Origin of the sequence: Leptolyngbya sp. FACHB-321 (assembly GCF_014695975.1) — a bacterium.
In the GTDB taxonomy this organism is placed as follows: domain Bacteria; phylum Cyanobacteriota; class Cyanobacteriia; order Leptolyngbyales; family Leptolyngbyaceae; genus Stenomitos.
On the sequence record NZ_JACJPI010000061.1, the window covers coordinates 42,681 to 65,911 of the forward strand.

Here is a 23,231-nt window from a genome sequence, read left to right on the forward strand (position 1 = left end):
CTCTTCAAAGAAATCCGATCGCCAACAAAATCTGTCCACTGCGATCGCCCACTACCTGCCAATTCTAGTAGCTACAGTTTTTCAGTCAAGTTTTTAATACATGATTAGCTAACGTCTGCTTACAAATCCATGCCTTCTTGTCCACATCTCTTCTTAAATAAAACTATCTAGACCCCCGACAACCGAAGGAAATCTGAAATTCAAAAGAAATTGATCATTATGAGTACAGTAGTCAACGATCGCTGGAAAAAGCAGAAGGTCAGTGAACACATCGCAGGCTATCTGTTTATGGCTCCCACGATTTTGATTGCGAGCGTTTTTTTGCTTCTACCGATCGGCTACGCCATTGCCTTAGCCTTTCAGAAAGTGCAGCTTTTGGGTGAGGTAAGCTATCGGTTTATTGGGCTGAAAAACTTTGCCCGCATGGCGCAAGATGAGCGCGTGTGGATTGCACTCAAAAACACGGCTGAATATGTGGTGATCGTGGTGCCGTTACAAACTGTGCTTGCTCTGGTGCTTGCCCTGATTCTCAATAGTCAAATTAAGGGGCGATCGTGGTTTCGAGTTGCGTTCTTTCTACCAACAGTGACATCCTCGGCTGTTCTAACGCTCATTTTTATGTGGATCTATAATCGCAACGGCTTGCTCAACGGTATCTTGAGCTTTTTGCAGTTGCCAACGTATAACTGGTTAGGCGATCCAGCCGTTGCCTTAAAAGGCATTATGATCATGAACATCTGGTCAACGGCACCATTATTTATGGTGATTTATTTGGCTGCACTACAGGATATTCCAGAGACACTGTATGAAGCCGCTATGTTGGATGGAGCGAACCGTTGGGAGAAACTTCTGCACATCACATTGCCATTTTTACAGCCTGTCACGTTTTTCGTGATTGTGATGGGTATTATTGGCACCTTTCAGCTTTTTGATCAGTCCTACATTTTTTCCGCTGGTTCTGGTGGTCCTAATAATTCAACTCTGACGATCGTCCTGCTCATGTATCAATACGCTTTCAAAAATCTAGAGATGGGTTATGCTCTAGCGCTAACCTTAGTACTGGCAGTAATCTTAATGCTTTCAACTATTATTCAGCAGGCTTTGTTTAAAGAAGAACGATTGGACTAGGAGAACGGATGAAAAGTAACCGTTGGTTAATCAGCCTCTTATATCTTGTCCTTATCACCTATACGCTAATCACATTACTTCCTTTTGCCTGGGCATTCGCTACCTCGTTTAAGTCGCTAGCAGAGATTTCAGCAGGCGGATTGAGTTTGCTGCCCAAGAACTTTACGCTAGCGAATTATCAAACCATTTTTGTACAAGAACCGCTTTTCGGGCGATGGCTCATGAATAGCGCGATCGTCGCTGTTTGCATTACCTTGCTCAACCTCTTGTTCAACTCAATGGCAGGCTATGCCCTAGCTAGGATTCAATTTCCAGGCAATCAAGTTTGGTTTTTTCTGATCCTTGCCATTCTTATGGTGCCAGGACAAGTGACACTCTTGCCCAAATTTTTAATTCTAAAATCGTTTGGCTGGCTCAATACCTACCAGGGCTTGATTGTGCCATCAGCTGTCAACGCTACGTTTATTTTTATGATGCGCCAGTTTTTTCTTAACTTTCCCAAAGAGTTAGAAGAAGCAGCGGCATTAGATGGACTGGGACGCTTTGGCACCTTTTTTCAAATTGTTCTACCGCTAGCAAAACCTGCTCTAGCCGCACAAACAATTTTTGTTTTTATGGGTTCCTGGAATGAATTTTTGATGCCGTTAGTGATTCTTTCTGATCCCGAAATGTTTACGCTGCCGCTTGGTTTAAATGCCTTCAAAGGGCAATACGTTAGTTATTGGAACTACATCATGGCTGCTTCTATGATTTTTACGCTACCTGCTCTAGCCGTTTATGCCTTTTTTAACCGCTACTTTATTCAAGGCGTGGCATTTACAGGTGGAAAAGGCTAGAGGATGAATGATAAGGGCTGAAGCTTTGAACTAATTTTGCTGCCTTTGCCCTTCTGCCTCACCATTACCCAATCTTTTGTCTATCCTATTGAATGGAGTTAGTTTGATCGCGTTGAAACGTCGCAGTGCGCTATGGCAGGACACAGTAAATGGGCAAACATCAAGCGGCAGAAAGCCAGAGTTGATGCAGTAAAGGGGAAGGTGTTTACGAAAATTTCGCGAGAGATCATTGTGGCGGCGCGGAGTGGGGTGCCCGATCCAGAGGGCAACTTTCAACTGCGGACGGCGATCGACAAAGCCAAAGCCGCAGGGATTCCCAATGACAACATTGATCGGGCGATCGCTAAAGGCGCTGGCAAACTAGGTGCAGATAATGCTGCGCTAGAGGCAATTCGCTACGAAGGCTATGGTCCTGGTGGCGTTGCCATCCTTATTGAAGCGCTGACCGATAACCGGAACCGCACAGCAGCGGACTTGCGGGTTGCCTTTAGCAAAAACGGTGGCAATCTGGGTGAAACTGGCTGTGTGGGTTGGATGTTTGAGCAAAAAGGAGTCGTGGAAGTTTCCTTGGTTCCCATAGAAACTGGACGCAAACGGCGATCGGATACTGTTGTCATCCAGGAAGATGCATTGCTGGAAGCCTTCCTAGACGGTGGCGCAGACACCTATGAACTAATTGAAGCGGAACAGGGTGCTGCCGCCGAGGCTGTAACCGAAGTCAGTAATTTAGAAACCTTGAGCCAAACGCTGAAGGAGAAGCAGTACGCAGTGAGCCGTATTGAGCTGCGCTGGATTCCCAACAACACGCTGGAGGTCACCGATCCTGACCAGGCACGATCGCTCTTGAAACTGATGGATGCGCTAGAAGATCTGGATGATGTGCAGAGCGTCACCGCTAATTTTGAAATGACAGATGAGCTGATGTCTCTCAGCGTTGCGTAAGTCTATGTCCCCATTTGTCGATAAATGCGCGTGCTGTGACCGATGCAGGCTAGGATAACGGTAGGTAGAAAGGAATTCTAGTGATGGTTGAGCGTCCAATTAAAAAGTCTGAGCGTCAGGCAAAACCTGAAGGCGAAAGCAGCGAGAGCGTTGCTCAAGCATTGCCAACTGTGTTGCCAGTGGCGTTGCCAACACGGAATGTCGAGCGCCCAACGCTTAACAAAGATAAAGATAAAACTAAAGACAAGGAAAGCGGCGGCGGCAAAGAGAACGATCGCGGCAAGGGCAGAGGCAGAGGCAAAGGGCGTGATGAGGAGCCGAAGCAGATGGTTAGCCCAGCGCTGCTGCGCGGACCCAAGCCAACAAAGCCTAAGCCACCAGCGCCAGAAGTCGAAGAAGTGTTACCAGAGGCAACTGAGGAAGTTGTTGCTGAAGACGTTGCAGCAGCGGACACACCAGAAGCAGCGTCAAGTGAAAGCGCCTAACTTGCTGGCAATCGTGTAGTAATAGTGGCATTGTAAAAGCAGAGGAACGATCGCTCCTCTGCTTTTACAGTTTATGCGTGTAAGGCTTTGGTCAGACGCTTTGATGTTCGGCTTTCTCCTGTATGCTTACAAGTTCTCAAGATCCAGTAGCGCACATCGATCGCGCTTCAGTTTCGCCCTGGCTCTACTGGCTGCTCTTACCCATCCATCGTTTGTTTTTGAGCCTCTATTTCGGCTCGATCGTCATTCACGGCACCAGACATTTGCCAACACAAGGACCAGTTGTGTTAGCACCCAAGCATTACAGCCGTTGGGACCCGTTTGTGTTGGCAGTGTTGAGCACCGAACCGCTCTGGTTTATGACCAACTCCAATCAATTCTCTGGCGTACAAGGCTGGTTTTTGTGGCGATTAGGTGCCTTTCCAGTAGATGTAAACCACCCAAAAGTTGCTAGTTTTCGTCATGCAATCGTGCTGCTGCAAGCCCGAAAAAAACTGATGCTGTTTCCCGAAGGTGGCATCGTTCGCGATCAGCGTGTGCGTCCACTAAAACCTGGTTTAGCCCGTCTTGTCCTTCAAGCCGAAGCCTCTGCTCTAGAGCCTCTACAGATTCCAATCGTGCCGATTGCCATCCAGTATCAACCCGCTCCAGGCTGGCGATCGCGCATCACTATCACCATTAGTCCACCGCTCTCTACCGCTGACTATCACCAGCGCACTGATAAGCAAACTGCTCAAGCAATCACCACAGCCCTTGAAGCAGCACTGTTAAAGGCACTGGAAGCATAGGCACAAGCAAACTGAGCACTTTCTAGCGCAATGGCTTCACCATCCAGACAGACTGCACTTGAAAGCCAAGCGTGTTGTAAAGACTTAGGGCAGCATGATTCGATTGAAACACTTGCAGCCCGATTTGACGATCGCCCCTTGCAGTTGCCCATGCTTCCGCCTCAAGCATTAAGGCTCTACCAAGCCCTTTGCGCCGATGCTCTGGAAGGACATAGAGTAAAAAAATGTGAGCATGACGATCGCCATGTAGCTGGTCGATCGCCGTTCCCAGCCACAAGCAAGCGATCGGCTGTTGCGAGCGCTTTAAGCCCAAGTTGGACAGGGTATCTGCGCCAGGCTCAGATGTAAGAACCACCCACCAAAGGGGCGTCTCGCGCGACAAGTACTGATCAACAGTCTGTGCCAGATGGGCATAGCTATCGGATGCTTCCATCTCTTGATAGGTGCGCTGCATAAACTGTACCAGCCGAGCACGATCGAGACTGGAACCCAAATGCAGGTCATAACCAACTGGCATGAGATTTGACACAAGCATTGCCATCCAAAAGCGACAACCAACGCGCTCACCCTGCCGTAGTAGGCTTCAAGTTGTTTGAGTCAAAACTTAAACAACCGACTTGTCCTTATTGAAATAAAGCTGGATCATCCGGCAAACCTTTGACCAAAGCTGAAAGTGATGGTGGCAGCCCAGCAAGAGACTCAGCACCAAGCATTGCAGCCTTCGGCTGGCTAACTTCACTAACAGGAGCCGGTGCTGCCATATCAGATGGCAGAAAAATGCGGGCACTAACGGCTGCTAATGCCACAAAAAAGATTAGAAAAATAAAGAGTGGAGCAATGTATTGCCTAAAAAACGCCATGACAGTAGCCGTATGAATAGTATTTAATTCAGTCTGAAAATTCTGAGACTTCACTCAAGATTTGTGAAGTTCCTCTCATTTATCGTAACGCGACATTGTTAATTATCATCAGGCAAATTTACAAAATGCGATCGTGTACCGTTCCAAGGCGCAAATAGGGGTAGTAGCAAAAGACCAGGGAGCGAAGCTGCAAGCGTCAGCAAAAAGAACAGTGCCCAGCCTTCCTGCGTTGCGCCTGCCAGGTAAGAGTTATTCAGGAGTGCTGGGTTTGACTGGATGAACGGCTTCAGCCGTTGCGCTAGCTCACCACTTGCCGGACTCGCCAATAAATCTCTGCCGACTGCCATCAGGCTGGATAACAACGCAAACTGAGTTGCTGAGAAACGTGGATTGCAAAGGCTCATCAAAAAGCCCAGAAAACCAGCCGTACCCAACCCGCCACAGAAATTCTCAACGTTAATCGCCACTACCATCGTCGGATAGTTTTTGCCCACGACTGCCAGAACGTAGTAGCCCACATTGCTGATGGCTTGCAGCGCACCAAAAACCCAGAGTGATCGGTTGATGCCAATTTTGCTCAGCACAGCTCCACCTGCCAGGGTGCCGACGATCGTCGCAATCAGCCCCATTCCCTGCCGAATATTACCAATATCAGCATCAGCAAAGCCAAGTCCCTTTCCACCCAGGAATGGTACTGCCATTTTGACAACCATTGCATCGCCTAGCTTAAAGACGATGATAAAAATCAATGTAAAGAGCGCCTGCTGCCAACCGAGACGACGGAGGAACTCTGCAAATGGCATCACAACTGCCTGCTGAAGCGATTCAGGGGGGCGATCGCGCTCTACTGGTTCTGGTGCCCCAAAGGAGGTGAGGAGTCCTACAACCATTAGCAGCGCCATCAACCCATAAACCCAGGGCCAGGTAAGGCGATCTGCCAGGTTAAAGGCAATCCATCCAGTCAGCAAAAGGGCAATCCGGTAGCCCAAAATTGTCATTGAGGCACCTGCCCCAACCTCTCGCTCCGTCAGTACATCAGCGCGGTATGCATCGATCGCAATGTCTTGCGTAGCACTCAGCAGCGCTATTCCCAAAGCTGTTAGAGCCAGCAGTTGCAGGCTGAACGATCGCTGGTCTGGATTCAGCGTTGCAATCATGCCCATTTGTAGAGCAAGTGCCACAATTCCTATAATCAGCCCTACCTGCGCCAGTACCATCCAGCCACGCCTGCGTCCCAAAAAAGGTGGCACGAAACGATCGAGCAGTGGCGACCAGATAAATTTGAGCGAGTAGGGCAAGCTAACTAAACCAAACCAGCCGATCGTGCGGAGATCTAACCCTGCTTTAGTCATCCAGGCACGAAAGGCATCGTCTGTCAGCGCAAACGGCAACCCAGACGCAAAGCCCAACAGCAAAATTGCTGCTATCTTGCGGCTTTGGAAGACTTGCAGGAACGATTGATCAGGTTTTGCGGCGGCATCTGGCAACTTGGGCAATTGAGTGTACCTCTAGCATTCAGCCATCATGCCATAGCCGCATTGCATCACAGCGCTCTCTAAAGCAGTTCTGTAGGCAATAATCTGTAAAGTAGTTCTGTAGGTAATCAACTGTGTCCCACAGGTAGCTACATTTTTTCGCGCCACACGCCGACTAGACTACCCTGAACATCAATATCCTTTGCAGGCACTTCGATCGCTGGATACGCCTCGGTATCAGGGTTGCCAGGTTGCAATACAACTCTGCTACCCTTGCGATGGAAGTACTTGAGCGTTGTTTGCCCTTCGACTCTAGCAGCGACGATCGTGCCATTCTTCAGTGCTTTGGGGTCAGGAACTGGCTGCATAATCACCACGTCTCCATCATCGATGAGCGCTTCAATCATGCTCTGCCCACGCACTCGCAGTGCAAAAAAGCGAGGATTAAACAGCAGATTAGAAAAATCGAGATGCTCAACGTCTGTTTCGACGAAAGCCTCTACTAAGCCACCTGCTGCAATTGCACCTAAGATGGGCACACCTGGAGAGGATGCCTGAGTGAGGCGAATTGTGCGGGCTTTGCCCTCGTTCCAGTCGATATAGCCCTTTGTCCTTAAGTGTTCTAGACGGCTCTGGACAGGAGCGGGAGACTTTAAGCCCATTGCCTTCATCATCTGCCGAATCGAAGGCGAATGCTGATATTCACGGATGTAGCCCACCAACCAGTCGTAAAGCTCTTGTTGGGGCTCGGTAAGGGTTTCCATAGCCATAATTAAGCGATCGCAGTACTTAGAACACTTGTACCATCAAAATCGCGACCTGTCCAGTAGTTTTTTAGCTCTTGTAGTCCAGGCTTTACTTCACGGAGTTTAAAGTTTCGGCTTTCAAGCTGAGTTGGCAGGCAGATTTCACCAACTCAACTTGAAGTCGATCGTGGTTACTCCTTTACGCTTCAATCACCACGCGCAGGTTGCCGCGTTTTTTAGAGACACGACAGGCAGTGCTAGAACCCGATCGCTCAAACTCTAGATCCAGCAATGTGGGTCCAACCCGAAGGTTTTGGAGCGAGAGGTAGTTAATCGATTCTGGCAGGGCAGGATCAATGATGCGGAGGTAGTTACCTGGCGCATCCGGAACAAGGTTCACAATCATCTGAATAAGCTGGAAAACACTGCCCGTTGCCCATGCCTGGGGCGAACAAGCCACTGGATACTGCACAGGAGCATTATCTTCAATGCGATCGTAGCCGCAGAACAGTTCTGGGGGACGCTGATATGGTTGGCGTTTAGTCATATCTAGAATGCCCTTCGCCACTTCAAGCGCCTGATCGATCAGACCCAGCGATCGCAGCCCGATCGCGGTCAGCGCATTGTCATGGGGCCATACAGAGCCAATGTGGTAGCCCATGGGGTTATAGGCAGGCGACAGGCTGCTGAGAGTGCGGATACCCCAGCCGTTAAACATATCAGGTGCTCGTAGGCGTTCGGCAACGCTATAGGCTTTTTCGGGTGTGAGAATACCTAAGTTGAGGCAGTGCCCCGGATTCGAGGTAATGCTATCGACAGGCTTGCCGTCACCATCTAATGCCAACGCGCAAAAGTCTTGGTCTTCCATCCAAAAATCGTCGTTGAAGCGGTTTTTGAGGTCTCTTGCTTCCTCTTCCCAGCGGTCAGCAAGGTCAATGCGCTTCTTCATCCGGGCGATTTGCGCTAGACGTATTTTGGCAGCGTAGACGTATGCCTGCACTTCGCAAAGGGCGATTGCGCCTTCAGCAAGCTGTCCGCGTCGGTTGATGATGCAGTCGCCAGAATCTTTCCAACCCTGGTTTGCCAGCCCACGTTTAGAGGTGCGGAGATAGCTGAGGTAGCCTGTTTCTTTGCAGTTGCGATCGATCCAATCCATCGCTGCCAGCGCATTTGACCACAGTTGGTCGCGAGTTTCGCGATCGGCAGTCCAGGCAAAGTATTCGGCGTAGAGCATCAGCCACAGTGGAGTGGCATCCACAGTGCCGTAATAAGGCGTGTGCGGAATTTCCTGACAGCGTGCCATTTCACCAAAGCGGATTTCGTGCAGAATTTTCCCTGGCTGCTCATCGCGCCATTCATCGTCCCGCTTGCCTTGATATTGCGCCAGAATGATGAGTGTTTCGCGCGCAATCTGCGGATCGAGCATCAGCACCTGAGACGCGGCAATGATGGAGTCGCGCCCAAAGAGTGTCGAGAACCAGGGCACGCCAGCCGAGAGCGCCTTCCCTTTACCAAAGGATTGCCGCAGCAAATAAATGTCTTGTTCTGCCCGTTCAATAATTTGGTTAAAGGTGCTTTTGTCTGAGCGAATCCGCGTTACCTGTTGCTGCCAGGTTTGCTCTTCCATCAGTTCAGCCGCTTTTGCCTGCGAGAGCGTCACGGGAGCACTGACGACTGAAATCGCGTTGTTGTTGTTGAACATTTGGAGGCGATAGCCCAACTTCAGCGTTTCGTGAGAGCCGATCGTTAACTGCCAAATTGCCGTAAAGCCTTTCACCACGTCGGGCTGTTGATGCACAAAATAGATGCGTGACTCCATCAGTGAACTGTCTAACCCTTTATAGGCAAGCGTTAGTTCTGAAGGCTTTGCTGCTGGTTTAAGTAAGCTATCCATTACAGCCGCCTCTGATTGGTCAGTTGCTGCAAAATCAGGCGGGAGAAGCCGTAATAGTTGACCGTGTTTTTCGCGTCCGTAGCCTCGAATATCAAACAGGTCTTTAAAGTCGGCATCAAAGCTCAGGCTGATTTCAAAGCTGACCGTGTTCGTGGTGTAGTTAGAGACCTCAATTTCTTCAAACAAGCCCCCATTGAGTACCAGTTCACGCTTGATGCCGATCGATTCAGCACGGATGCGATCGTCAATCTGCGGGTTGGCACACAAGACTGACAGAAAAAAGCCTTTATCGGCTGTACTGCTCAAAAGAATGGGCGATCGACCCTCAATTTGTAGCTCTAGACGGCTGAGAAAGCGAGTATCGCAGCAAAACAAGCCCATGCTGGAGCTGCGATCGTTCTCCATGCAGCCGCCAATATTACCCAGAGTATCGGTCAGCAAAAACAGGTCATCGTCTTTTAGGGTCAGAGTCGTGTGAGGACGTTCACTAAGGACACAGGGGGGCCATTCAATAGCGGGTAGTTGGTCAGCGGAGGCAAACGTACGACCGTCGAGTTCAATCAATTCAAGAGTTTCTATTGTCATTCGATCCACAGGTTTCGGGTAACAGGGTAAGGGTTGGGGGGGACAGTGCTCAAGCGCGTTTTTGAGCGTACTGAGGCGATCGGGCAAAGCTGAGACGTGGGACAACGGGCAGGAAACCACTCCAAGGTCAGTTAGAATGCTTGGTCTAGTTTAGGAGCTGATGTTTTGGTGCTGACTAGCCATCTTCAAGGCTACAGAATTTTTGCAGCTTGTGTAGCGATCGTGGCATTCGGAACCCCAAACTCATAACTTCTTGGTAGAACGGCTTTGCAGCTAGGTTATTAACTCATTCATCCTGCACCAATCTGTATAAATGTTGCTTTATGGTTCCACAATGTCAGCTTTCCTCAACATTCAGCAGTGCTGGTGGTGGGCAAGTAAACGTCATAGAGTGACCTTGAGGATGCACGAATGTAAGGTGCAGTGCGTGCAGATGATAGCCACAATCGCCCGGAACTGGCAAAACACCACTGTCGGATGGCGTACAGGTAATGGGCTGCCCACCGATCGCATATAGCGGATCGCCCACCAGTGGATAACCAGCAGCAGCGAGATGAATCCGAATCTGGTGCGGTCTGCCTGTCAAAATGCTGACTTCAACCACTGCTGTTTGGGTGTCGCGCCGTAAGACCTGACAATCACTTTGAGCAAAAGCACCTTGTGGCGACGCAGCATAGACATAGCCCAGAACGGGATGAGGCTGCTTGTCGATCGGCTTAGTGATGGTAAAGCGATCGTCTGGCGGGTTGCCCTGTACCAGCGCTCGGTAAATTTTGTGCATTGAGCGATCGTGTAACGGCTTCAACGTGTTCTCACGCAATTGCTGACTAAGATAAGCACGGGCAGCAGGCGATCGTGCCAGCAACAGTAGCCCAGAGGTGCCCCGTCCCAGTCGATGAATCGGCAGTGGTGTCTCTGCTGGATAGCGCTGCTGCAACTGCCAGAGCAGCGTATGCTCTAAAAAGCCCCCTCCTGGCAACACGGGTAACCCAGACGGCTTTGCTACCACCATCAAATCTGCGTCTTCGTAAAGCACTTCAAACGTCAGCGGCACGTCCGGCTCTTGCCAGGGAGAACGGCGATAGCTCAGTTGTTGACCTGCTAGCAGACGAGTCTCTGCCGTGATTGCTACCTCATCTAGCAAGACTTGTCCTGACTGAATGCGGTCTGCCCACTCAGCCCGACTGGAGTGACGATAGCGCTGAGTATAGTAATCGAGCACGGTTAAGCCTTGCGCTGATTGATCAATCTGCTCTCGATACGTCCAACCGTTATTCACACATTTAGCAAACTGCACAACTCCTGTATTCTGAACTCTGTAGCGCTTTTAATCCAAATCGGCTCATTCTACCGCTTGTCTACAATGCCTGCTTCAGCCCTCAAAAAATAAATGCCCCCAGCCAGAAGCCAGGGGCATGATCAGGGTGCATCTACCACTCCTCTATACCGAATCGCCCCACACGATCCGGAGGAAATTGGAGAATGGGAAGAAGGGATAAGGGATGAAGGATAAAGGATGAGGGATGAAGACTAAAAGGTTTAATTCTGTCTGACTATTGGCTAGCGTCTTGAGTGATCTTCTCTGCCTCCCCTGTCACCGCTGCTCCCCCTGCTGCCTCCGCCTCACCTCTCACCTCTGCTTTCTATTCCTTTCTAACAACTAACAACCTCCTGCCGTGGTTTCTCTCCTACAACTGCAAGCACACCAAACGTTACCTGATGGCGATCGCGCTCACTACTGCTGTCGCCAAAATCTCAACCTCTACAACGCTTCCATGCAAGGGCTAGTGACGCAGGCAGCAGCAGGACGATATTTGCGCGTTGTATCGTTGCCGGATGCGTCAGCAGGAACAAGTCAGGGTGCCGTAGAAGTCTGTTTATGTGAGGACGATTATCCTGGCTGGCTGGCGATCGCTGACCTAGAGCATCTGGATCTTGCTGCTACTCCCTATCAGGCGATTGTCCTTGCCGAAAGGGACATTAGCAGTAGAGTGCAGGGCGCGATCGCCTTTGCTCAGGCTGCGATGGCACAGCCCAACCACTATCTCTGGGGCGGCACTGTGGCACCCAATTATGACTGTTCTGGTTTAATGCAGGCAGCCTTTGCGGCGGTCGGCATCTGGCTACCTAGAGATGCGTATCAGCAAGAGGCGTTTACACACGCGATTGCGCTACCAGATTTACGTCCTGGCGACTTGGTGTTTTTCGGTTCGCCTGCAAAAGCGACTCATGTTGGGCTGTATCTGGGGGATGGCTGCTACCTTCACAGTTCTGGCAAAGATCAGGGACGCAACGGCATTGGCATTGATTGCTTATCGGCTCAAGGCGATCGTGTTAGTCAGACCTACTACGCTCAACTACGCGGGGCAGGACGAGTCGTTGCAAGCTACCAATCTTGCTGTGGCTCATTGCGCTGACTTTTTTTGATACAGTGCTGTCAGTCTTCTCTTAACATCTAGCGGTATTGACTATGAGTACGTCATTGCACCCTGAAGGATTGGCGAGTGCGTCCCGACTTGCCATTAAACCTGAAGTTTCGGTTGTAGTGCCGATTCATAACGAATACGAGAGTTTACCCCATTTAGTGGAGGCGATCGCTGCCAGCCTCAATGCAGCACACCTCCACTACGAAATTATTTGTGTAGATGACGGCTCGACGGATGACTCTGCCGTGTTGCTAAAACAGCTTGCCCAGTCTCGTAACGACTTACGTGCTGTGATTTTGCGTCGTAACTATGGTCAGACGGCAGCAATGGCAGCGGGATTTAGCTGTGCTAGAGGGCAGGTTATTGTCACGCTAGACGGTGACTTGCAAAACGATCCTGCTGATATTCCCGTTATGCTTGCAAAGTTAGAGGACGGCTACGACCTAGTCAGTGGTTGGCGAAAAAACCGACAGGATGCAGCTCTCACTCGCCTATTGCCCTCAAAAATTGCGAATTGGCTTATTGGGTTGGTCACAGGTGTCAAGCTGAATGATTATGGTTGTTCGCTCAAGGCATATCGGGCTGAATTGGTAGCTGATATGAATCTCTATGGCGAATTACATCGGTTTCTACCTGCATTAGCCTTTATTGAAGGAGCCAGGATTACTGAGTTGCCTGTGCGTCATCACGCGCGTCGTTTTGGTAAAAGCAAATATGGGTTAGACCGCACCTTCCGCGTCATTATGGATCTGCTCACCGTTTGGTTTATGCGTAAGTTTTTAACGAAACCAATGCACGTTTTTGGTCTTTTTGGTGTAGGTTCGATCGCCATCGGCACAGCGATCGGGCTTTATCTCACCGTACTTAAAATTGGCTATGGCGTTAGCATTGGCAATCGCCCGTTGCTCATTTTGGCAGTTGTTCTAGTCTTAGCTGGTGTGCAGCTTTTCAGCGTCGGCTTGCTGGCAGAACTGTTGATGCGTACCTATCACGAATCGCAAGGACGACCCATCTATCGCATCCGTGAAACGATCGAACCAGGCAACAACGTTGACAGTTAAGGATCAAGCACAAAAGCAGTTTGAGCCTTTGTAGCAGCGCAGCTCTCAGCAAAACTCTTTCCCTTACCTCAAAAGTATTTGCCGTAGCTTGTGCTGTAGCTTCTTTCCCATTGACTTAGCCAGCCGACGAAAGCATAGAGTAAACCGCACCTACGCAGGTGAAATCTTGGCGTTAGTTGAGCCACGAGCCTAAACACAAATGTCTGTTCGCTTTGTGTAGCAGTTCTTACAGTTTTACAAGCCGCCGCTTTTAGACTTACGAACTGTGTCTATGCCTTACGGTTATTGAGTGTTGTATCCTTCGGCAGATTGGTTAATGAAAGCCATCTTGATATTGTTTACTTGTCAGCAAAAAACTTTGGGTAAACAAACATGAACATTATCGCTTGGATCGTTTTAGGTCTGATTGCTGGTGCAATCGCAAAGGCAATTTATCCTGGTTCTCAAGGTGGTGGCATTCTCGGCACAATGATCCTGGGTATTGTTGGCGCATTTGTTGGTGGTTCTCTGTTTAGCTTGCTAAATACTGGCTCACTTAATTTAGCAGCTGCAAGTCTGAGCATTCCTGGTATTTTTGTTGCTGTCATCGGCGCTATCATTGCTATCTTCCTCTGGGGTTTGGTTACCCGCCGCGCAGCTTAAGCTGGCAGCAGTTGAAAGCGCACGGATTACAAACACTAACGATCACTAGAGCAAGGGCGATCGACAAAGCAAGGGTTACTAGCTAGTAGCTATAAGTGGAACTTAAATGTTGAAGCCACTAGCCTAAATTCTTCTCTAAAATTTGATTTTGCAAGTAACATACAGGTTTAGTTAAGCGTGATACGCGCTTTGACTGAACCTGTTTTAATTTGGTTAACCTTTCTTTAGTAGTGTAACCATTAATGTCTGCCTTAGCTGGCTTTAAATTATTGGCATAGCGTTTCTGGCTGCAATAAGAGCGACAAGGGGAGAGTCCTAAAGCCTGCCTTGGCGCTGCTTGGGTTTAACCTTAAGCATTAAGGAAATACTATAAGAATCGAGAGTTAATAACTCAAAGCCTAACAATTTATAGAACATGACGCTGCCATGTTTATACAGGAGAGATATGACCTTAGGTAGCTTGTATTACTAGCAAGACTCAAGCCTAAGGCTACTAGAACCTAAGGTCATTCTCAGAGCGTAAATGGTGTTTAGCTACGAAGTACTTTACTCTTCAGGTAAAACCCACTGAGGCGGCTCCATCCGCTTCTTCCGAATGGCATTATCTGCCATCTCTAGCATCTGGTCTAACGAAGTTTCGCTAATAAACTTAGCTGCTTTGGCTTTGTATTCGAGGTTGGGACATTTGTCACCCAAAACACACCCACTAATACAGGCTTCAGCACAATTAATTGCCATTTTTTGCTCCAACTCAAAAATAAAATGTTTCTGACTATGGCTACTTAAGGGGTCGTAAGCCTAATGCCAGCGCTCTTGTACTTTGATACCAGCAACTTTTCCATTTTCTATCTTACCTTGATGCCTTTCAACATCACTTGTCTACAGATAGAGTGTTGATCAGTTTGTCAAACAGCTTGATCGCTCGTTCCAAAGTCTCTAACGTTGCCCAGGCAGCTTGAACGGGGAGAAAATTTTATTTGGTAGCACAAATTCTGCTCAAAATTTTCCTGATGAAGCCTGTCGATCGCGACTAAGAAAGCATAGGTTTCTTACAGCGACAATGACTGATCTTTCCCTGTTGGCTGCGGTGATGGCAAAAGCTTCGTCCGAACAGGCCCTCAAGACTCCACCACCGCCAAATGCATCTTTGACCGCCTTTGATTGGCAGACCATCCGCTTACGTGAGGCAGATGCTACCAAGCAAACCTCTCAAAACAAGGCGCTTTTGAAACCGAGCGTACGCCCTGATTCTAACCAGAGCGTTACAGAGTTTGCTCAACCAGCTTCTGTGCTGCCTCGATCGGGAGGACAACTCTACTGGCAACGTTTTGCCGCCATTCGCTCGGGTCGTCTTTACACGCGCCTGCCGATCGATAGTTTCCGAGAGATCTGGCAGCAGACCACTAGCAACCCGACCGATCGACAATGGCGGCAACTGCTTGCAATGGAAGCCAGAGCCGCAACTAGGGGACAGGGCGATCATCGTCTGTCCATTATGGTGGGAGATTCACTAAGCCTTTGGTTTCCCAGCGATCGCCTCCCTGCTAACCAACTCTGGCTCAACCAGGCAATTTCTGGCGAAAATACCAGCGCTATCCTGCGGCGACTATCAACCTTTGCTAGTGCCCGTCCCCAAGCAATTTACGTCATGGCAGGTGTGAACGACCTTAAGCAAGGCGCAACCGATAACGAAATTCTATGGAATTTGCGTCAGATTGTCCGTCGCTTGAAACGGGCACATCCGCAGGCTCAGATCGTAGTGCAGTCGATTTTACCAACCCGTACGGCTGCTGTTCCCGGCAATCGTGTTAGCTGGCTTAATCAACGTTTAGCGACGATCGCGCAACAGGACGGTGCCGCTTTCCTCGATTTGTATACCGCTTTTGCAGATGTAGACGGCAGTTTGCGCGATGACTTGACGACTGATGGGCTACACCTGAATGCGACTGGCTATCAAACCTGGCAGGCAGCCCTTGCCCAGACGGATACACGGCTGGCACGGGGAGGGTAAGCGGTCGAGCTTTTGAGCGTAACGTTTAGTAGCTGTCTCACGATCGCGCTAGTATCTTCACAATTAATCGTGTTCTGTTTAACTCATACACTGCTGTGAAGTATCAATCTGCGATCGCGTTGGTTGGAACGTTTTGCCTCATAACGATCGTCCGACCTGCCTTTGGTGACACGGCTCAGCTAGCGCTAGAGCAGCAGGCTGAGGCTGTTGCCTCACGCCTCGAGGGAGTAATGGATACATCGGCTCAAGCCCTCGTCAACGCCAAAGCTCCTAATGTCAGAATGACCACTTGTCGTGTCCGCTTGCCAGCAACTGAGGCAGAAAGGCAACCCAACTCAATTTTTCTTTATCAAGAGCAGGCGTTAACAAAAAATCTGGCAAGCCCTTATCGGCAGCGCTTTTTGCAGATTAGCCCCAGTGCTTACAGTCAGAGTGTGCGCTCGCTCTCCTTCAAGCCTGCAACACTAACGGACTGGATCAATTTTTGTGGTAAACCAGGGGGCGATCGCACCATTCAGCTCCGCGACCTTGGTACTGCCGTTTGTAGTGTCTTTCTCAAGCCTTCAGGGGATGCTTACGTTGGCAATACTCCGGCAGATGGCTGCCCTGCTAATATTCGAGGCGCAGTCAGAATCAAAAACCATATCGTACTGCAGACAATCGGCATGGATACCTGGGATCGTGGCTTTGATGCTGCTGGTAAGCAGGTTTGGGGCGCAACGGCGGAGTCTTATCAGTTTCGGCGCAGAGAGTAAGTAATCAGGAAAAGCAGAACGGGTCGTAAAGACAGGCAAGCAAGGAAAACGTCCTCAGTTTTGCTGACAGCGTTTGCTTTTTACTGCCGTTTACCGTTTACCTTTCGCTTGCTGGTGCTGACTTGTTAACGTTCCCTTGTTATCAACCTAATGTTATCAACCTAAGTATCTAGGGTACTTTACGCTAGGGAGAGTAATGGCGTTAAGTACTCAGACGTGAACAATTACCTGATTCTCTGGCTATCACTGTTTTTGATAGCAAGGGGAATTACAGGGATTGTGCTTAATCACGTACGGCTACTTCGTAGGGTTTAGCGTGGGCACCTTGTGCTTAACAGTGGAGTGTTCGTATGGCTCAAGGAATAGGAACTAAACTCAGATTGATGGTTGTTGATGATGAACCCGACAACCTGGATCTGCTGTATCGGACGTTTCGACGTGATTTTGAGGTTCTGCAAGCAGAGAGCGCGATCGCAGCGCTGCAAATGCTTGAAGAGCAGGGAGAAATGGCGATCATCATTTCAGACCAACGGATGCCTGAAATGCTGGGAACAGAATTTTTGAGCAAGACAGTTGATCGCTACCCTGATACGATTCGGATTGTGCTGACTGGCTACACCGATGTTGAGGATCTAGTCGAAGCCATCAATACAGGAAAGGTGTTTAAGTACATCACAAAGCCCTGGAACCCTGATCAACTGAAGGGAGTTATCCAGCAAGCTGCTGAAACGTACAAGGTTTTGAAACAGCGCACAAACGAGCTGCGACGGGCACTCCGGCGAGAGTCGTTGTTCAACACAATGACCACAGCTATTCGTGAATCGCTGGATTATCACAGTATGCTGCAAACTACTGCCGATACGTTGGGGCGAACGTTTGCTGCCAGTTGTTGTACACTGCACCCTGTAACAGACGATCGCCTCTCACCAGAAGCATTCATTTATCAGGAAGGCAGTCAAGGTGTTCAGAAAACGCAAGACCAGGCGTTGCAGTCACCTCTGCCCCACCCCACTGACGATTTCTTAATGCAGGCTGTTGTGCAACGTCAGATTCAGACAGCACCCCTGCCTTCTGGAGAGGGATTTCAACTTGTGGTGCCTCTCACCTATCAGCAAGAAGCTCTGGCAGTGCTCTCGCTGTATCGTCGGGCGATCGACCAGCCCTGGTCGCCTGAAGACATCGAACTTATTCAAGGCGTAGCAGAACAGGCAGCACTCGCTCTTTCGCAAGCAAAGCTTTACCAGCGCACCCAAGAACAAGCCGAACAAATGCGGGCAGAACTCGCCGTTGCCCGTCAAATTCAAGGCAACCTCTTACGCCAGAGTCTACCTGATCTCGATGGCATGAAAGTCCAGGCGTGCTGCTTCCCTGCCCGTGAAGTTGGCGGCGACTTTTTTGAGGTATATGCTCATCCGCAGGGCGATATCTGGCTGGCAGTGGGTGATGTCTCTGGCAAGGGTGTACCAGCAGCACTGTTTATGGCAAGTGCAATCTCGGTGTTGCGGCGAGAGCTATCGCAAGAATCACCACCAGAGCCGCATCTCGTCATGCAAAACTTAAATCGCAGCTTGTCTGAAGATCTGGTTAGTACCAACTGTTTTATTACGATGGTGCTGGCTCGCTACAGCCCTTCAACCTGCCAGCTTGTTTACGCAAACGCAGGACATATTTACCCCTTAGTGTGGTCTAGTCGCAATGTTGCTGCACAGCTTGCCGCTGGGGAAGCATCCGCTGTCGAACCGCTCTACCTTAAAGTCCGAGGCGTGCCGTTGGGCATTTTACCCAATTGGAAGGCAGCATCCGGTAATGTGGCGCTCAATCCTGGTGAGGTAATGCTGCTGACCAGCGATGGTATTACAGAGGCAACTGTGGCAACAGCAGGTGGTAACGTCGGCACACCTCAGACGGTCACTGCTATGCTGCAACAGTCTGGATTATGGCAAATGCTGATGCAAGAACACGCCCCCCTTGATTTGAGCCACCTGCTTTCGCGGATTCGATCGCACAATACAATTCAAGAAGACGACCAAACCATACTTTCTCTGGAGGTTCTGTAGTTAATGAGAACTGAGCTTCACGTACCCAGCGACCTAAAGTTTTTGTCAATTGTCGAAAATTGGCTCTTGGGCAGCTTGGAGGTCGAACTTGGCGATCATGTTGACTGGACCCGTCAATCCAATCGTCTACGTCTGGTGCTAGTAGAGGCATATTCCAATGTCGTCCGTCATGCCCATAAAGATCAGCCAGCGCTACCTGTACTTATTCGACTGGAATTGCAAGAGCGTGATATTGCCCTTGAACTTTGGGATCATGGGACAGGCTATGATGTGGCGACCTATACAGAACCCACGCCAGAGCTGATGCAAGAAGGGGGCTACGGCTGGCTTATCCTTAATCGACTAATGGATCGCGTTGAATATCAGCTTCAGGTCGATGGGTTGAATTGCCTGAAGATGGAAGCGAGCTTACCGGAGTCTGTCTAGTCGCTAGGGAAAGGCAAAAGATAAAGGGCAAAAGGCAGACGCAGTGGTTAGTTGCTTAGAAGCGCTAGTGATTAGTCTTAAGGCAGCAGCTCTCAAGCCTTACGTCTCGCCTCAAATCTAAAGATGGTCTAAGCGCAAGCCGTTGCCTGGGGAAAATCAGGTAGACTACTTCTCTGCTGCCTTGGCAGGGATGTTGTAGCTAGTGTTCCTCTAGCAGGTGACGATCGTCATGGTTTGAGAGCCTACATTTAGGAAGTAGGGTTAGGTAGTTCAGTGCTAGCCTGGAACGATCGTTCGGACGAGATCTGATACGCTATCTGTAGACTAGTTAGATGAACTCAACTCCATATGTAGAGCCAGATTGCTAAATTTGCTTGTGCTTATTCATCCTGATTTGCTCATTCTGGACTTGCAATCAAGCTAACTTCGGTGCATCTTTGTAGGGCAGTGCAATGATTGCAGCCCAAAGCAAGAGAGTCGATCGCCTCGGCTCACTCTGCTTCATGTCGCCATTTACTGGTAAGGGGTAACGATTCGTGGTCGAAATTACGCTTGAAACGCTTTGGATACAGGTGCTGGAACGCTTGCAGCTTCAGCTCAGCCGCCCTACCTTTGAAACCTGGATCAAAACAGCGATCGCGGAGCAGTTGGATGACAACTGTCTGGTTATTCGTACACCGAATCCCTTTGCCCGTAACTGGCTTCAAAAGTACTACATCAAAACGATCGCCGAAGTGGTACAGGAAGTGATGGGGCATCCGATTGACATCCACATTACGATCACGCAGGGCGATGATGCCTCTGAGAACCCAGAGATGTTCTGGCCCCTCCCCTCCCACGAAAACGTTACTGAACCATCCCCGCCGGACTCGGCAGCAGCAAACAACGGTGCGCGCAGCGCTCTCAATTCCAAATATGTCTTTTCGCGACTGGTCGTTGGTGCCAATAACCGCATGGCACATGCAGCGTCCTTAGCAGTGGCAGAATCACCTGGACGCGAATTTAACCCGCTCTTTCTTTGCGGTGGTGTAGGGCTGGGCAAAACGCACCTTATGCAGGCGATCGGGCACTATCGGTTGGAAATCTGCCCCTCGTCGCGCATCGTCTACGTCTCCACCGAGCAATTCACCAATGACTTAATTACTGCCATCCGTAAAGACAGTCGTCAAAGCTTTCAGGAGCGTTATCGTGCCGTTGATGTGCTGCTAGTGGATGATATTCAGTTTATTGAAGGCAAAGAATACACACAGGAAGAGTTTTTTCACACCTTCAACACGCTGCACGAGACCGGTAAGCAGGTTGTGCTGGCATCCGATCGCCCACCCAACCAGATTCCCCGCCTTCAGGAGCGGCTCTGCTCTCGCTTTTCGATGGGCTTGATTGCCGACATTCAACCCCCCGATCTGGAAACGCGGATGGCGATTCTGCAAAAAAAAGCAGAGTACGAGAATATGCGCCTGCCCCGCGATGTGATTGAGTACATCGCCTCTAGCTACACCAACAACATTCGCGAGCTAGAAGGGGCGCTCATTCGAGCCGTTGCGTATATTTCTATCTCTGGGCTGCCTATGACCGTGGAAAATATTACCCCAGTGCTGAATCCGCCTGTAGAGAAGGTAGAAGCCTCGCCAGAAGCAGTGATTTTGGCGATCGCCGAAACCTTTGATGTGTCTGTCGAAGATTTGAAAGGCAGCTCTCGTCGTCGAGAAATTAGCGTTGCTCGTCAGATTGGGATGTATCTGATGCGGCACCACACCGACTTGAGCCTGCCCAAGATTGGTGAGGAGTTCGGCGGTAAAGACCACACCACTGTTATGTATAGCTGCGACAAAATTTCTCAGCTTAAAGAGAGTGATCCCAGCATGGCGCAAACGTTACGGCAACTAGGCGATCGCATCAACCACACTAGCCAAATGCGGAAGTGAAATAGCCATCAGCTGTCAGCGGTCAGAGTAGAAATCATGCCGACCATCCATGTTTAGCGCTAGCTCTCAAGCTGAATGCTGATAGCTGACTGCTCCTCCTCAATCTTGCTGGTGGGAAAACTGACGTGCACCGATCGCCGAGAGCACGATCGCCGAGAGCAGCAGCACGGGAACCACATACCAGGGGAATTGAGCAAACGGTAAGTAAGCAGCCGCTCGTAGCCCCAAGCTCGTGTAGGTCAGAGGAAGTAGATACACAACGGCTTTGAGGGCGATCGGTAGCGTTGTAGGGTCAAAAAACGTGGCACCCAAAAACGACATTGGCACAATCACAAAGTTGTTGTAGATGCCGACGCTCTCTAGCGACTTGACATTTAACCCTACAATCACGCCCAGAGCCGAAAAGACCGCACAGTTTAGCACCAGCACTAGCAAAAACAGCGGATTTAGAAAACTCCAGACCTTGCCCGTACAGACAATGGCAACCAGAATAACTGAACCTGCGGTCAGCATCCCTCGTACAATGCCTGCCATCATCTTGCCAACGTGCAGCGCCAACGGGTGCACTGGCATCAACAGCATTTCCTCAAAGGTTTTGGTAAAGAGGCGATCGCCGCAAATAGAAAACGTTGTGCCGCCGAAGCTAATCACCATTGATGACAGGGCCACCATTCCTGGCAGAATAAACTGCAAGTAGTTATCCCCAGCTGATGGCTTCATGGCAGAATCAAGCGTACTGCCTAGCCCTAACCCAAAGCCCACAATATAGATCAAAGGCGACACTAACCCAGAAGCAATGACCTGCACTAACCGCACGCGCAAGTCGAGCCAATCGCCCCAAAAAACAGTGAGGCAATCGTTCCAAAGCGTCTGTAGCGTTGAGTAGGACGTAGGCTTGCTGAATGGTACGCGGGTTTGAAGACTCACAAGTTTAACTGATTGATAGCACTCGTCTATTGTGACACCTTGAATGCGTGTCCAAGAGTACACGATCGCCCTTATAAAACATAGAACCCTCCAACATAAACGTTTGATCCTGCCACTTTCAAGCAAGTGTCCCTGAGTTTGCGTCGCTGCTGCAAAGGTTTACTGGCTCTGCCCCTAGGAAGAGGAACCTTTACTGCCGTGTTTTTATGCTGGTTTCAGTAATAGATAAGGAGATGGTTATGACTAAAAAAATTGAAGATTTTCCACAAGAGATTCAACAAAACTTAGTGGATGGTGCACAACAGATTTTTGTCACCGCTTTCAACAGTGCTGTCAGTGATGGTTTAAGTGAAGATGCTGCCACTGAGGTTGCCTGGAACTCGCTCAAGCCCAATTACGAGCAAGATGCTGATGGCAAATGGCACTTTAAACAAGCGTCAGACACAGGCATCCACAACAAAGCCATCACTACAGGCGGCAACTAAACTATTTCCTGTATAGGAAAGGTCTAGGAGTGCCGTAGGAAGAACAGCGGTTAGATCTGTGCAGTCTGCTCCCAATTAGCGGCATACTGGGGAAGAAGGATACCTCTTTTTAACGCTTTCCAAACCGGGTCAGACGAGTATGAAACGTAAATCCAGGAACTCCGGCTATGACCGGGATGTCGATCGTGAGTACGATCGCGACTACGACGATTTCGATTCCTCAAAGCAGAAACCAGCCAAATCATCGATCGCGGCACTCTTTAACGCCACTGCTCTTGCAGTGCTGGCAGGTGTTTTTATCCTGGGCATTGGGATTGGGCTTGGCTTCAGCTCTGTTTCCAGCTCGGCTTCCGGTAAGATCGTGACTGCCCTTGACTTGAGCCAGCGAGCACCTAGCCCTGAACTCTGTGCTCAGTTCGGTTCTGCTGCCATTACTATGGATACCCGTGTTTTTGTAACACTTGATCCGTTGAATGTTTATGTCTCTCAGCCAAGCACTCAACCAGGCTGTGTTTTGCGTACAAACAACTGGTCAATTCTGGAGCAAAAGGGTTTAGTTAAACCTGATCAGGTGCGGGACTGCAAAAACCGTATGAATACTTTTGGCTTCATTGATGCACTCGAACGAACGCCTCGGATTGATTGCATCTACCAGAACGACGCTGCCAAAAACTTCTTCTTGAACAGTCCTGGTTCTGGCGGTGCCGCTATGCCAGAAAATGAGAAGTACTAAACTTAAGGGTAAAGGCTAGCTTTAAAGTGAAAGGGACGGTAGAG

The 23,231-nt window shown here is 49.6% G+C and carries 23 protein-coding genes; 15 read left to right on the forward strand and 8 right to left on the reverse strand.

Going from position 1 to position 23,231, the window contains the following annotated elements:
• Window positions 1-219 precede the first annotated feature (219 nt).
• From H6F76_RS14940 to H6F76_RS14960, 5 genes are all read left to right on the forward strand, one after another.
• Window positions 220-1,128: a sugar ABC transporter permease gene (locus H6F76_RS14940; RefSeq protein ID WP_190509362.1), complete on the forward strand. Its 909-nt coding sequence runs from the start codon at window positions 220-222 to the stop codon at window positions 1,126-1,128.
• Window positions 1,129-1,136: 8 nt separating this feature from the next.
• Window positions 1,137-1,964 (forward strand): carbohydrate ABC transporter permease, encoded by an 828-nt coding sequence (locus H6F76_RS14945; RefSeq protein ID WP_190509365.1) that lies wholly within the window; start codon window positions 1,137-1,139, stop codon window positions 1,962-1,964.
• A gap of 132 nt (window positions 1,965-2,096) precedes the next feature.
• Window positions 2,097-2,906: a YebC/PmpR family DNA-binding transcriptional regulator gene (locus H6F76_RS14950; RefSeq protein ID WP_190509366.1), complete on the forward strand. Its 810-nt coding sequence runs from the start codon at window positions 2,097-2,099 to the stop codon at window positions 2,904-2,906.
• A gap of 83 nt (window positions 2,907-2,989) precedes the next feature.
• A complete protein-coding gene (locus H6F76_RS14955) occupies window positions 2,990-3,391 on the forward strand; it encodes a hypothetical protein (protein WP_190509368.1) in 402 nt (133 codons plus the stop codon).
• Between the two features lie 122 nt (window positions 3,392-3,513).
• Window positions 3,514-4,179, forward strand: coding sequence for a lysophospholipid acyltransferase family protein (locus H6F76_RS14960; RefSeq protein ID WP_190509370.1), 666 nt, complete (start codon window positions 3,514-3,516; stop codon window positions 4,177-4,179).
• A gap of 22 nt (window positions 4,180-4,201) precedes the next feature.
• On the opposite strand, the gene H6F76_RS14965 is transcribed toward H6F76_RS14960, so the two are convergent.
• The 6 genes from H6F76_RS14965 to H6F76_RS14990 all read right to left on the reverse strand — a co-directional run bounded on the left by H6F76_RS14965 (window position 4,202) and on the right by H6F76_RS14990 (window position 11,036).
• Window positions 4,202-4,714 carry a GNAT family N-acetyltransferase gene (locus tag H6F76_RS14965; RefSeq protein WP_199322127.1) on the reverse strand — a complete coding sequence of 171 codons (513 nt, stop codon included), beginning with the start codon at window positions 4,712-4,714 and terminating at the stop codon, window positions 4,202-4,204.
• An 88-nt stretch (window positions 4,715-4,802) separates the two neighbouring features.
• Complete coding sequence (locus H6F76_RS14970) at window positions 4,803-5,039, reverse strand: hypothetical protein (RefSeq protein WP_190446750.1); 237 nt, start codon at window positions 5,037-5,039, stop codon at window positions 4,803-4,805.
• Window positions 5,040-5,137: 98 nt separating this feature from the next.
• Window positions 5,138-6,526, reverse strand: a complete 1,389-nt coding sequence (locus H6F76_RS14975) for an AmpG family muropeptide MFS transporter (RefSeq protein WP_199322139.1) — start codon at window positions 6,524-6,526, stop codon at window positions 5,138-5,140.
• A gap of 137 nt (window positions 6,527-6,663) precedes the next feature.
• Complete coding sequence (gene lexA, locus H6F76_RS14980) at window positions 6,664-7,278, reverse strand: transcriptional repressor LexA (RefSeq protein ID WP_190446749.1); 615 nt, start codon at window positions 7,276-7,278, stop codon at window positions 6,664-6,666.
• A 181-nt stretch (window positions 7,279-7,459) separates the two neighbouring features.
• Window positions 7,460-9,739, reverse strand: coding sequence for an amylo-alpha-1,6-glucosidase (locus H6F76_RS14985; RefSeq protein ID WP_190509374.1), 2,280 nt, complete (start codon window positions 9,737-9,739; stop codon window positions 7,460-7,462).
• Window positions 9,740-10,076: 337 nt separating this feature from the next.
• Window positions 10,077-11,036, reverse strand: a complete 960-nt coding sequence (locus H6F76_RS14990) for an RluA family pseudouridine synthase (protein ID WP_347276036.1) — start codon at window positions 11,034-11,036, stop codon at window positions 10,077-10,079.
• Between the two features lie 397 nt (window positions 11,037-11,433).
• On the opposite strand from H6F76_RS14990, the gene H6F76_RS14995 reads away from it, so the two are divergent.
• The 3 genes from H6F76_RS14995 (at window position 11,434) to H6F76_RS15005 (ending at window position 13,868) form a co-directional block, all read left to right on the forward strand.
• A complete protein-coding gene (locus H6F76_RS14995) occupies window positions 11,434-12,156 on the forward strand; it encodes a C40 family peptidase (RefSeq protein ID WP_347276038.1) in 723 nt (240 codons plus the stop codon).
• Window positions 12,157-12,209: 53 nt separating this feature from the next.
• Window positions 12,210-13,226 (forward strand): glycosyltransferase family 2 protein, encoded by a 1,017-nt coding sequence (locus H6F76_RS15000; RefSeq protein WP_190509376.1) that lies wholly within the window; start codon window positions 12,210-12,212, stop codon window positions 13,224-13,226.
• Window positions 13,227-13,598: 372 nt separating this feature from the next.
• Window positions 13,599-13,868 carry a GlsB/YeaQ/YmgE family stress response membrane protein gene (locus H6F76_RS15005; RefSeq protein ID WP_190446746.1) on the forward strand — a complete coding sequence of 90 codons (270 nt, stop codon included), beginning with the start codon at window positions 13,599-13,601 and terminating at the stop codon, window positions 13,866-13,868.
• A gap of 546 nt (window positions 13,869-14,414) precedes the next feature.
• On the opposite strand, the gene H6F76_RS15010 is transcribed toward H6F76_RS15005, so the two are convergent.
• On the reverse strand, window positions 14,415-14,606 hold the full coding sequence (locus H6F76_RS15010; protein WP_199322128.1) for a hypothetical protein: 192 nt from the start codon (window positions 14,604-14,606) through the stop codon (window positions 14,415-14,417).
• 322 nt (window positions 14,607-14,928) lie between these two features.
• On the opposite strand from H6F76_RS15010, the gene H6F76_RS15015 reads away from it, so the two are divergent.
• The 5 genes from H6F76_RS15015 to dnaA all read left to right on the forward strand — a co-directional run bounded on the left by H6F76_RS15015 (window position 14,929) and on the right by dnaA (window position 21,042).
• Entirely contained in the window at window positions 14,929-15,879 is a 951-nt protein-coding gene (locus H6F76_RS15015; protein ID WP_190509380.1) for a GDSL-type esterase/lipase family protein, read from the forward strand.
• Between the two features lie 95 nt (window positions 15,880-15,974).
• Complete coding sequence (locus H6F76_RS15020) at window positions 15,975-16,634, forward strand: chromophore lyase CpcT/CpeT (protein ID WP_190509382.1); 660 nt, start codon at window positions 15,975-15,977, stop codon at window positions 16,632-16,634.
• 350 nt (window positions 16,635-16,984) lie between these two features.
• Window positions 16,985-18,691: a SpoIIE family protein phosphatase gene (locus tag H6F76_RS15025; RefSeq protein ID WP_190509384.1), complete on the forward strand. Its 1,707-nt coding sequence runs from the start codon at window positions 16,985-16,987 to the stop codon at window positions 18,689-18,691.
• A 3-nt stretch (window positions 18,692-18,694) separates the two neighbouring features.
• The gene (locus tag H6F76_RS15030; RefSeq protein ID WP_190446741.1) at window positions 18,695-19,117 is read left to right on the forward strand and encodes an anti-sigma regulatory factor; all 423 of its coding nucleotides are present in this window, start codon (window positions 18,695-18,697) and stop codon (window positions 19,115-19,117) included.
• Between the two features lie 536 nt (window positions 19,118-19,653).
• Window positions 19,654-21,042, forward strand: a complete 1,389-nt coding sequence (gene dnaA / locus H6F76_RS15035; protein WP_190446740.1) for a chromosomal replication initiator protein DnaA — start codon at window positions 19,654-19,656, stop codon at window positions 21,040-21,042.
• 99 nt (window positions 21,043-21,141) lie between these two features.
• On the opposite strand, the gene H6F76_RS15040 is transcribed toward dnaA, so the two are convergent.
• A complete protein-coding gene (locus tag H6F76_RS15040) occupies window positions 21,142-21,969 on the reverse strand; it encodes an ABC transporter permease (protein WP_190509386.1) in 828 nt (275 codons plus the stop codon).
• A 239-nt stretch (window positions 21,970-22,208) separates the two neighbouring features.
• On the opposite strand from H6F76_RS15040, the gene H6F76_RS15045 reads away from it, so the two are divergent.
• Window positions 22,209-22,454: a ChaB family protein gene (locus tag H6F76_RS15045; RefSeq protein WP_199322130.1), complete on the forward strand. Its 246-nt coding sequence runs from the start codon at window positions 22,209-22,211 to the stop codon at window positions 22,452-22,454.
• 139 nt (window positions 22,455-22,593) lie between these two features.
• On the forward strand, window positions 22,594-23,187 hold the full coding sequence (locus tag H6F76_RS15050) for a DUF3172 domain-containing protein (RefSeq protein ID WP_190509388.1): 594 nt from the start codon (window positions 22,594-22,596) through the stop codon (window positions 23,185-23,187).
• The last annotated feature ends 44 nt before the right edge of the window (window positions 23,188-23,231 follow it).

Bases quoted from the DNA above. Each gene is read 5' to 3' on its own strand.
- H6F76_RS14940 (WP_190509362.1), top strand. From the start codon at position 220: ATGAGTACAGTAGTCAACGATCGCTGGAAAAAGCAGAAGGTCAGTGAA.
- H6F76_RS14945 (WP_190509365.1), top strand. From the start codon at position 1,137: ATGAAAAGTAACCGTTGGTTAATCAGCCTCTTATATCTTGTCCTTATC.
- H6F76_RS14950 (WP_190509366.1), top strand. From the start codon at position 2,097: ATGGCAGGACACAGTAAATGGGCAAACATCAAGCGGCAGAAAGCCAGA.
- H6F76_RS14955 (WP_190509368.1), top strand. From the start codon at position 2,990: ATGGTTGAGCGTCCAATTAAAAAGTCTGAGCGTCAGGCAAAACCTGAA.
- H6F76_RS14960 (WP_190509370.1), top strand. From the start codon at position 3,514: ATGCTTACAAGTTCTCAAGATCCAGTAGCGCACATCGATCGCGCTTCA.
- H6F76_RS14965 (WP_199322127.1), bottom strand. From the start codon at position 4,714: ATGCTTGTGTCAAATCTCATGCCAGTTGGTTATGACCTGCATTTGGGT.
- H6F76_RS14970 (WP_190446750.1), bottom strand. From the start codon at position 5,039: ATGGCGTTTTTTAGGCAATACATTGCTCCACTCTTTATTTTTCTAATC.
- lexA (WP_190446749.1), bottom strand. From the start codon at position 7,278: ATGGAAACCCTTACCGAGCCCCAACAAGAGCTTTACGACTGGTTGGTG.
- H6F76_RS14985 (WP_190509374.1), bottom strand. From the start codon at position 9,739: ATGACAATAGAAACTCTTGAATTGATTGAACTCGACGGTCGTACGTTT.
- H6F76_RS15000 (WP_190509376.1), top strand. From the start codon at position 12,210: ATGAGTACGTCATTGCACCCTGAAGGATTGGCGAGTGCGTCCCGACTT.
- H6F76_RS15005 (WP_190446746.1), top strand. From the start codon at position 13,599: ATGAACATTATCGCTTGGATCGTTTTAGGTCTGATTGCTGGTGCAATC.
- H6F76_RS15010 (WP_199322128.1), bottom strand. From the start codon at position 14,606: ATGGCAATTAATTGTGCTGAAGCCTGTATTAGTGGGTGTGTTTTGGGT.
- H6F76_RS15015 (WP_190509380.1), top strand. From the start codon at position 14,929: ATGACTGATCTTTCCCTGTTGGCTGCGGTGATGGCAAAAGCTTCGTCC.
- H6F76_RS15025 (WP_190509384.1), top strand. From the start codon at position 16,985: ATGGCTCAAGGAATAGGAACTAAACTCAGATTGATGGTTGTTGATGAT.
- H6F76_RS15030 (WP_190446741.1), top strand. From the start codon at position 18,695: ATGAGAACTGAGCTTCACGTACCCAGCGACCTAAAGTTTTTGTCAATT.
- H6F76_RS15045 (WP_199322130.1), top strand. From the start codon at position 22,209: ATGACTAAAAAAATTGAAGATTTTCCACAAGAGATTCAACAAAACTTA.
- H6F76_RS15050 (WP_190509388.1), top strand. From the start codon at position 22,594: ATGAAACGTAAATCCAGGAACTCCGGCTATGACCGGGATGTCGATCGT.